At 70.7% G+C, this 8955-nt stretch carries 10 protein-coding genes; 8 read left to right on the plus strand and 2 right to left on the minus strand.

All coding sequences use genetic code 11. The features are described 5' to 3' along the window. Positions 1–24 precede the first annotated feature (24 nt). The 6 genes from ER13_RS13925 to ER13_RS13950 all read left to right on the plus strand — a co-directional run bounded on the left by ER13_RS13925 (position 25) and on the right by ER13_RS13950 (position 6822). Positions 25–1443 (plus strand): ATP-binding protein, encoded by a 1419-nt coding sequence (locus ER13_RS13925; protein WP_035310159.1) that lies wholly within the window; start codon positions 25–27, stop codon positions 1441–1443. Positions 1444–1585: 142 nt separating this feature from the next. Next, positions 1586–4531: a bifunctional [glutamine synthetase] adenylyltransferase/[glutamine synthetase]-adenylyl-L-tyrosine phosphorylase gene (locus tag ER13_RS13930; protein WP_035310161.1), complete on the plus strand. Its 2946-nt coding sequence runs from the start codon at positions 1586–1588 to the stop codon at positions 4529–4531. A 46-nt stretch (positions 4532–4577) separates the two neighbouring features. Then, positions 4578–5234 (plus strand): hypothetical protein, encoded by a 657-nt coding sequence (locus tag ER13_RS13935; RefSeq protein ID WP_035310163.1) that lies wholly within the window; start codon positions 4578–4580, stop codon positions 5232–5234. Between the two features lie 66 nt (positions 5235–5300). After that, positions 5301–5885: an RNA polymerase sigma factor gene (locus ER13_RS13940; RefSeq protein ID WP_035310165.1), complete on the plus strand. Its 585-nt coding sequence runs from the start codon at positions 5301–5303 to the stop codon at positions 5883–5885. Beyond that, positions 5882–6292: a hypothetical protein gene (locus tag ER13_RS13945; RefSeq protein WP_035310168.1), complete on the plus strand. Its 411-nt coding sequence runs from the start codon at positions 5882–5884 to the stop codon at positions 6290–6292. The genes ER13_RS13940 and ER13_RS13945 overlap by 4 nt, the downstream gene beginning before the upstream one ends. Continuing rightward, positions 6289–6822 carry a periplasmic heavy metal sensor gene (locus tag ER13_RS13950; protein WP_035310170.1) on the plus strand — a complete coding sequence of 178 codons (534 nt, stop codon included), beginning with the start codon at positions 6289–6291 and terminating at the stop codon, positions 6820–6822. The genes ER13_RS13945 and ER13_RS13950 overlap by 4 nt, the downstream gene beginning before the upstream one ends. 7 nt (positions 6823–6829) lie before the next feature. Here ER13_RS13950 and ER13_RS13955 read toward each other — a convergent pair whose 3' ends face one another. Continuing rightward, a complete protein-coding gene (locus ER13_RS13955) occupies positions 6830–7510 on the minus strand; it encodes a bifunctional 4-hydroxy-2-oxoglutarate aldolase/2-dehydro-3-deoxy-phosphogluconate aldolase (protein ID WP_035310172.1) in 681 nt (226 codons plus the stop codon). Positions 7511–7726: 216 nt separating this feature from the next. Between ER13_RS13955 and ER13_RS13960 the strand changes: the two genes are divergently transcribed. Continuing rightward, positions 7727–7984, plus strand: a complete 258-nt coding sequence (locus ER13_RS13960; RefSeq protein WP_008262170.1) for an Lrp/AsnC ligand binding domain-containing protein — start codon at positions 7727–7729, stop codon at positions 7982–7984. Here ER13_RS13960 and ER13_RS13965 read toward each other — a convergent pair. Then, on the minus strand, positions 7981–8481 hold the full coding sequence (locus ER13_RS13965) for a hypothetical protein (protein WP_035310176.1): 501 nt from the start codon (positions 8479–8481) through the stop codon (positions 7981–7983). The two genes, ER13_RS13960 and ER13_RS13965, sit on opposite strands and share 4 nt — an antisense overlap. A 126-nt stretch (positions 8482–8607) precedes the next feature. Here ER13_RS13965 and ER13_RS13970 point away from each other — a divergent pair. Continuing rightward, the coding region (locus ER13_RS13970) for a homogentisate 1,2-dioxygenase (protein ID WP_035310174.1) at positions 8608–8955 on the plus strand (348 nt) is incomplete at its 3' end.

Consider the following 8955-nt stretch of genomic DNA (forward strand, 5'->3'; position numbering starts at 1 on the left):
GGGGAGGGAGAGTTCTCTTAACCCATGCGTCTTCCCTCCCTCCTTCGCCGCACGCCCTTCCGGCTGACCCTGCTGTTCCTGGCCCTGTTCGTGGCGGCGGCGGGGGCGATCCTGGCCTATGTCTATTTCGCCTCGGCGTCCGAGGCCCAGACGCGGGCGCGGACCGACGTCGAGACGGAGCTGGCCGCCCTGACCGCCGTCCACCGCACGCGCGGGATCGACGCCCTGAACCAGGCCCTGGTGGAACGCACGATTCGGGGCGGTCCCTATCTGTATCTGCTGACCGGCCCGGACGGTAAGATCGTCACCGGCAATCTGTCGGTCATGCCCTTCGACCTGAAGGAGGCGCGCCGGACCGGGACCGGCGAATGGAGCACCTTCCGCCTGACCAGCACCGATCCCGACGGCCGGGTCCAGACCCGCCGCTCCATCGGGGTGATCATGCCGCTGGCGGGGGGCGACACCCTGTTCGTCGGCGAGGATATCGGCGGGATCGAGGAATATCTGTCGCGCCTGACCCAGGCCCTGTGGGGGGCGATGGCCCTGGTCATGTTGCTGGGTCTGGCGGGCGGTCTCTACATCAGCCGCCGGGTCGAAAGCGCCATGGCCGGGCTGAACCGCGTGGTCCAGGCGGTGCAGGACGGCGACCTGAAGGTCCGCGCCCCCATCCGCAATTCGGGCGACGAACTGGACGAACTGGGCCAGGGATTGAACGTCATGCTGGACCGGCTGGAGGGGTCGATGGCCTCGATCCGTCACGCCGGCGACGCCATCGCCCACGACCTGCGTTCGCCCCTGACGCGGATGCGGGCCAAGCTGGAGGTGGCCCTGATCGACGCCGAGGCGGGCAAGATCGACGGGGTGGACGCCCTGGGCATCGCCCTGGACGAGGCCGATCACCTGCTGAAGACCTTCAACACCGTCCTGGCCATCGCCCGGCTGCAAGCCGGCGGGGCGCCGGATCCCAAGCCGATGGACGCGGGCGAACTGGCCGCCGACATGGCCGAGCTGTACGAACCGGCGGCCGAGGACAAGTCGATCGACTTCTCGTCCGAGGTCGAGACCGGCCTGATGATCGAAGGCAACCAGCCCTTCCTGGCCCAGGCCCTGGCCAATCTGATCGACAACGCCATCAAATACACCCCGGCCGGCGGGGCGGTGAAGCTGCGGGCGCGGCGGCGGTCGTCGGGCGAGATCGAATATTCGGTCACCGACACCGGCCCCGGCGTGCCGGAAGAGGACCGCGAGCGCGTCGTTCAGCGGTTCGTGCGCCTGGACAACAGCCGCACGGAACCGGGCTCGGGCCTGGGCCTGTCCCTGGTCACGGCGGTGGCTGAGGCCCACGGCGGCCGGGTGGTGCTGGACGAAGGCCCCGGCGCCTATGGCGGCTTCGGGCCGGGTCTGCGGGTGGCCCTGGTGCTGCCGCCCGCTGGGCAGACTTAGAGATTTCCGCTCATCCCGGCGAAAGCCGGGACCCAGTTCTTTGGGCGCGCGGCCTTGTGGCGCGTGTCAGGATTGTGGTCCAACGGCGGCGCCGAGCGAAAGCACTGGGTCCCGGCTTTCGCCGGGATGAGCGGATAAATTGATGGCCGATACTGAAACCTCCGCGACGATCCCGCTGGGCCAGCGGATCAAGGCCGCCGGCCCCGTCGCGAACCCCGCCGCCGCCGAACGCCTGCTGGAGACCCTGATCGAGGCCGCCGACGCCGACGGCTGGCGCGAGACCCTCGACGCCGCCTGGCCTGCCCTGGCGCCCGTAGCCGGCGCCTCGCCCTATCTGGCGGGCCTGATGCGTCGTCGGCCGGCTCATCTGCGTCGGATTTTGGAACGGGACCCGACGTCGGGACTGATCCGCATCCTCGCCGAGACCGACGCCCTGGACGCCGAACCCGACGATGTCCGCGCGCCGCTCCGGGTGCTGAAGGCCGATCTGCACCTGCTGACGGCCCTGGCCGATCTGGGCGGGGTCTGGGACCTGGACCAGGTGACGGGCGCCCTGTCCAGCTTCGCCGACGCCGCCTGCCGCGCCGCCCTGCGCGCCGTCGCCGCCGAACAGCGCGCGCGGGGTCGCCTGGTCTCGCCGCCCGACGATTCGCGCGGCCCCATCCCCGGCCTGTTCGGCCTGGCCATGGGCAAGCATGGCGCGAACGAGCTGAACTATTCGTCCGACATCGACATCTCGCTCTTCTTCGAGCCGCGCCTGCTGGGCCTGGCCCTGCGCGAGGGCGAGGAGATGCAGGACTTCGCCAATCGCGTCGGCAAGGGGATCGCGACCCTGCTGACCGAACGGACGGCCGACGGCTATGTCTTCCGCGTCGATCTGCGGCTGCGGCCCGACCCGTCTTCGACCCCCCCGGTGGTGTCGGGCCCGATGGCCCTGGCCTATTATGAAAGCGTCGGTCAGAACTGGGAGCGGGCGGCCTTCATCAAGGCGCGGCCGGTGCTGGGCGACCCGCGCGCCGCCGCCCGATTCGTGAAAGCCCTGCGCCCCTTCATCTGGCGCCGCAGCCTGGACTACGCCGCCGTCCTCGACATCCAGTCGATCAAGAAACAGATCCACGTCCACAAGACCGGCGAGGGGCTGCAGGCCGCCGGGGCCAATCTGAAACTCGGCCGGGGCGGCATCCGCGAGATCGAATTCTACGCCCAGACCCAGCAGTTGATCCTGGCCGGTCGCGACCCCGCCCTGCGCGCCACGCGCACCCTGGACGCCCTGACGGCCCTGGCCCAGGCCGACCATATCCCCGCCGCCGTCGCCGAGGAGATGTCCGCCGCCTATGTCGAACTGCGCGGCCTGGAGCACCGGGTCCAGATGCTGGACGACGAACAGACCCACCGCCTGCCCGAGGATCCCCAGCGCCGCGCCGCCGTCGCCGCCCTGGCCGGCTGGACCGATCTGGCGGCCTTCGACGCCCATGTCGAGGCCCTGCTGGTCCGGGTCAACACCCGCTACGGCGAACTGTTCGAAGGCGGGGAGGAGCTGGACTCCGCCTATGGCAGCCTGGTCTTCACCGGGGTCGAGAACGATCCCGAGACCCTGGACACCCTGCGCCGCATGGGCTTTTCCGAGGCGCCGTCGGTGGCGGACACCATCCGCTCCTGGCACCATGGCCGCATCCCCGCGACCCGGACCGAGCGGGGGCGCGAACTGTTCACTCGTCTGGCGCCGCGCCTGCTGGAGGCCCTGGCCCGGTCGGGCGCGCCCGACGACGCCTTTCGCCGGTTCGCCGTCTTCTTCTCGGGCCTGGCCGCCGGGGTTCAGGTCCAGGCCCTGTTCCTGAACCAGCCCAAACTGTTCGAGATGGTGCTGGGCGTCATGGCCTTCGCGCCCCGCCTGGCCCGGACCCTGGGGCGTCAGCCGGCGGCCCTGGACGGGGTGCTGGACGCCCGCTTCCTGGCCGATCTGTCGGACGAGACCGGCCTGACCGAACAGATCCTGCGTGAAGCCGGCGAGACCGAGGATTTCGAGGGCGCCATGAACGCCGTGCGCCGTCTCCACCGCGAGCAGATGTTCCGCATCGGCATCCACGCCATGACCGGCCGCGCCGGACCGGAGGCGGCCGGCCGCGCCTACGCCGCCCTGGCCGACGCCGCCATGCGGACCCTGTCGCCCGCCGCCCTGGCCGAGACCGAACGGCTGGGCGGCGCCTTCCCCGGCGCGGTGGCCGTGGTGGCCCTGGGCAAGGCCGGCTCGCGCGAGATGACGGCCGGGTCCGACCTGGACCTGATGACCCTGTACGACGCCCCGCCCGAGACGGTGTCCGAGATCAAGGGCTGGACCGCCGACGTCTTCTACGCCCGGTTCACCCAGCGGCTGATCGCGGCCCTGTCGGCCCACACGGCCGAGGGCGGCCTGTACGAGGTGGACATGCGGCTGCGCCCCACCGGGTCCAAGGGGCCGGTCTCGGTGCGGCTGTCCACTTTCGACGACTATTACGCCGGCGAGGCCGAGACCTGGGAGTTCATGGTCCTGACCCGCGCCCGCGTCGTCTGGGCCAGCGATCCGGTCTTCGGCGACCGGGTCTCCGCGGCGATCGAGGCGGCCCTGCGTCGGCCCCGTCCCGGCGTCGATGTCGCCGCCGATGTCCGCAGAATGCGCGCCCTGATGGATCGCGAGCGCCGCCCCCACGGCTTCTGGGATCTGAAACTGTCGCCGGGCGGCCAGGTGGACGCCGAGTTCGCGGCCCAGTACCGCCAGCTCCAGGCCGCCGTCGCGGGCGAGCCCCTGACCCTGTCAACGCTGGAGGCCCTGCACGACGACCCGGTCCTGGCCGAGGCCTGGCGGGTGCAGCAGCGGCTGGCTCATCTGCTGGCCGCCGCCTTCGAGGGCCGGGTCGATCCCGAGGCCGAGCCGTCGGTCTTCCGGCTGCGGCTGGCCGAGGCGGCGGGGGCTCAGGACTTCGAGTCGCTGAAGACCGAACTGACGGAACTGCGGGCGCGGGCTCGCAAGGCCTTCGAACGGGCGGTCCCGCTCACGCGCGAAGAGATCAGTCGCGACGGAGAGTCCGAGGAGCCGCGTTCAATCTCCTGACAGGGTCGTCAACGACCGCTCAAGGCGGTTCGAGGAGATTATCGAGATGAGAAACATCGTTCTGAACGGTTTCAGCGCCATGGCCTTGGCCGCCGTCCTCGGCGCCGGCGCCGGGGTCGCCACGGCCCAGGTTCCGCCGCCGCCGGCCGACGGTCCCCCGCCGCCCTATGCGCGCGGCCTGGCCGACCGGAACGCCGATCTGACCCGCGACGCCTTCGTCGAGGCTCGCGTGGCCCGCCTTACCGCGCTGGACGCCGACCGCGACGGCACGGTCAGCGTGGCCGAGCGTCAGGCCGCCATGCAGGCCAAGCGCGCCGAGCGAGCCGACGACCGCTTCGCCACGCTGGACGCCGACAGCGACGGCTCCATCAGCCGCGCTGAGTTCGACGCCGGTCACGCCGCCCGTCCTGATCGCCCCGAGCGCGCCCGTTCGGGTCAGCGCGGCGGTCCCCGCCACGCCATGCGCGGTCCGGAAGGTCGGGCACGCGGCCCTGTGGTCATCTCCGAGGCCGCCGCCAGGCTGGGCGAACAGTTCGACAAGATGGACGCTGACAAGAACGGCGTCGTCACCGCCGACGAGCGCCGGGCCGCCATGACCGCCAATCGCGCCGAGCGCCGCGCCGAACGGGGAGGCCAAGGTCAGCAACGCCGCGCCGTCCGTCCGGTGCAACAACCCGCTTCCCCGGCTCCGGCTTCGGAGTAAGAACGGTGTCGGGGTCGGCCGTCCTGGGCGAATCGGTCCCTTTCGTCAGCAGCGGAAGAGGCGGGTTTGGTCGCGATCGTCGACCCCGACGAGGATCTTGTGCGCCGCGTGGGTCAGGGCGACCCGGCGGCCGCGCAGACGCTTGTGTCGCGCAAGCTGCCGCGCATCCTGGCCCTGGCCCAACGCATGCTGGGCGACGCCGCCGAGGCCGAGGACGTGGCCCAGGAGACCCTGCTCAAGGCCTGGCGACAGGCGCCGAAATGGACCCCCGGCAAGGCCCGGTTCGACACCTGGCTGCACCGGGTGGCGCTGAACCTCTGCTACGACCGGCTGCGGCGACGGCGCGAAATCCCCATGGAGACGCCGCCGGATCGCCCCGATGACGGCCCGGCGCCGGATCGCGCCCTGTTGGCGGCCGAGACGGGGGCTCAGGTCGACGGGGCGCTGAAACGCCTGCCGGACCGTCAGCGCGAGGCGGTGGTCCTGTGTCATTATCAGGAGCTGTCCAATATCGAGGCGGCCGCCCTGATGAGCATCAGCGTCGAGGCGCTGGAGAGTTTGTTGTCGCGCGGACGCCGCGCATTGCGTCTAGCCCTGGCGGACCTCGCGCCGGGGATGAAGCCAGGGATGACTAAGGGAGTCGGACGATGAAGGCGGATCGGTTGCACGCTCTGGCGGAGGCTTACGGCGCCGACCTGCGTCGGTGGCCCGCGTCTGAACGCGTCTTCGCCGAAAGCCTGATCGCCGCCGATCCGTCGCTGAAGACGGCGCTGGCCCAGGCGGCGGCGCTGGACGCCCTGCTGGACGCCTCGCCCGCCCCGACGCCCCCGGCCGACCTGACGGCGCGCCTGCTGGCCGCCGCGCCGAAAGCGAAGACCCGCCGCTATCATCTGGACCGGATCGCCCTGTTCCTGGGCGCGGGCTGGGCGGCGGCCGCCTGCGCCGGCGTGGTCGCCGGCGTGGGTCTGACCACCCATGTCACCGCCGACGAGCGGGCCGACGCGGTGCTTTACCAATCCACCCTGGTCGAGGTGGACGATACGGAGGTTCTGGGATGAGCGGACGCAGCCTGAAGATCGCCCTGGCGGTGTCGGTGGCCCTGAACCTGTTCGCCCTGGCCGGCGGGGTCGCCTTCGCGGTCAGCTGGGCCAGGGTGGACGAACGGGTCGCCGACCTGCGCCGCACCGCGCGCCACGGTCCCTTCCGCGAGGTGATCGCCCAGCTGCAGCCTGAAGTCCGGCGCGACGTTCGCGCCAGGATGCGGGCTGCTGCGCTCGCGGCCCGGCCCGATTTCGAGGCCGCTCGCGCGGCGCGGGCCCAGGCGGTCCAGGCGGCGTCCCAGCCCCGGATGGACGCGGCCCGCGTCCAGGCCCTGCTGGATCAGTCGCGCACGGCCGAGATGCGCGGTCGCGCCCGTCTGGAAGGCGAGGCCATCGCCATGCTGGAAAAACTGGACGTCGAGGACCGCAAGGTCCTGTCCGGCCTGCTGATGCGGCGTGGGCCACGGTCCGGTCCCCGGACGCCCGACACCGGCCGCAACGCCGCGCCCCGGCCGCCGGAACCGGACGGCCCCGACGGTCCCGGCTGAGGCGGGTTCAGCCCTTGTTCGACGCCCGATAGGCGGCGACGGCGTCCACGGTGGCGCGCACCTTGGCCTCGATGGCGGCCCAGTCGCCCGACTTGACGGCTTCGTCCGTCACCAGTTTCGATCCCATGCCCGCCGCCACGATGCCGGCGCCGAACCATTTGGCGATCGAGGCCTCATCGGGATCGACGCCGCCCGTGGGCATGATCTTGACCCAGGGCATCGGCCCCTTGACCGCCTTGACGAAGTCCGGGCCGCCGACCGACGACCCCGGAAACAGTTTGACGATGTCGCAGCCCAGCTCGTGCGCCTCGCCGATGTCCGTCACCGAGCCGCAGCCGGGAAAATAGGCCACCATGCGTCGGTTGCAGACCTTGGCCACGTCGGGGACCAGGCAGGGGCTGACGACAAAGCGCGCGCCCCGGTTCAGGTAGAGCGAGGCCGTACCGCTATCGACCACCGAGCCGATGCCCAGCACCACCTCGGGGTCGGTCCTGATCAGCTCGCGATTGATCTCGCCGAACAGGTCGCAGGCGAAGTCGCCGCGATTGGTGAACTCGACCACCGGCGCCCCGCCGCGCGCGCAGGCGCGGATGACGTTCAGGCTGACCTCGGGATCGGGATGATAGAAGACGGGGCAGACGCCCTGGGTCTCGAGCGCCTGAAGCACGCTGACGCGATCATGGGCCATGTCTTAATCTCCGCCTGTCCCGAGCCGCGCCGGAACGCCTGTGTTGCACCGACCGGTCGCCCGGCCTCGCCCCCTGCTTATCCCAGCCGCCGCCGAAAGCGAAAGCCGCGCGGCCGGGTTCATGGCGCTGCGGCGGAACATATTGTTTCATCCGACGTCTTCGACGCCGCGTCCAAAACGGTTTAGGACGCGGGCCAGCAACAGGAGCCCCCGCCCATGATGACCGCCATCTTCGTCTTCATCAAAACCGAGCTGGGCTACGCCAACGATGTGGCGGCCGACATCGTCGATAATGTCGAGAACGTCTCCGAGGTCTATTCCACCTCGGGCCAGCACGACCTGCTGGCCAAGTTCAACCTGCCGCGCGACGCCGACATCGGGACCTTCGTCACCAAACAGGTCCAGACCCGGCCGCATGTCCGCGACACCTTCACCGTCATCACCTTCTCGCCCTTCCTGCCCAAGGGCGGCTAGGCGCTCTTGCGCTTGACCTTGTCCTTGCGTTCTTCGGCGTCGTCGTCGTCGCCGACCTTCTCCTCGACCGTGGCCGACAGGCGCTGGAACACGCCCAGCCCGACCAGGACCAGCACCGCCGCGATCAGCAGGGCGGTGGGATAGATCAGCAGGGCCACGTCCTGGCGCGCCGTCTTGAACACCACCACCAGGGCCTCCAGGAACAGGGCGATGACGATGGTGGACAGGAATTTGGTCAGGCTGCGCCGGGCCTCGGCCGCGCTGCGCCGTTCGTTGCCGCGCCGCACCTCGTCCTCGAAGATGTATTTGGCCACGTCGAAGACGGCGATGGCGACGATGACATAGCCCAGCATGTCCAGCGCCGCGTCCGCTCCGGACTTGTCCGGGGACCGAATGGTGCGGATGGCGTCCATCAGGCCGAACCCGATCAGGGCCGAGGCCGACAACAGCAGCAGCAGGCTGGCGAAGGCGAAGACCGCGCGGGTCAGATAGGTCATGACGGTCGTCTCCTGGCGGCCCTGAACGCGCGAACGGCGAAGCTGTTGCACCGCTCGGTGGATGACGGCTTGGGGTGACGATGGCCGGCGGCGGCGCTAAACCAGCGAAATAGGGAGACCACACACATGACGCGATCCAACGCGCCCGCCTATCTGACCGGCTTCGGCAATCATTTCGCCACCGAGGCCGCGCCCGGCGCCCTGCCGCAGGGCCAGAACTCGCCGCAGAAGACGCCGATGGGCCTGTACGCCGAACAGCTGTCGGGCACGGCCTTCACCGCGCCGCGCGCCGAGAACCGGCGCAGCTGGCTGTACCGCCTGCGCCCCTCGGCCCAGCACGGCCCCTATGTGGCCTTCGACCAGGGGCGCGCCCGCTCCGGCCCCTTCGACGAGACCCCGCCAAATCCCAACCGGATGCGCTGGGACCCGCTGCCGATCCCGGAAGCGCCGACCGACTGGGTCGAAGGCCTCTTT

Origin of the sequence: Brevundimonas sp. EAKA, assembly GCF_000698025.1 — a bacterium.
Classification (GTDB): Bacteria; Pseudomonadota; Alphaproteobacteria; order Caulobacterales; family Caulobacteraceae; genus Brevundimonas; species Brevundimonas mediterranea_A.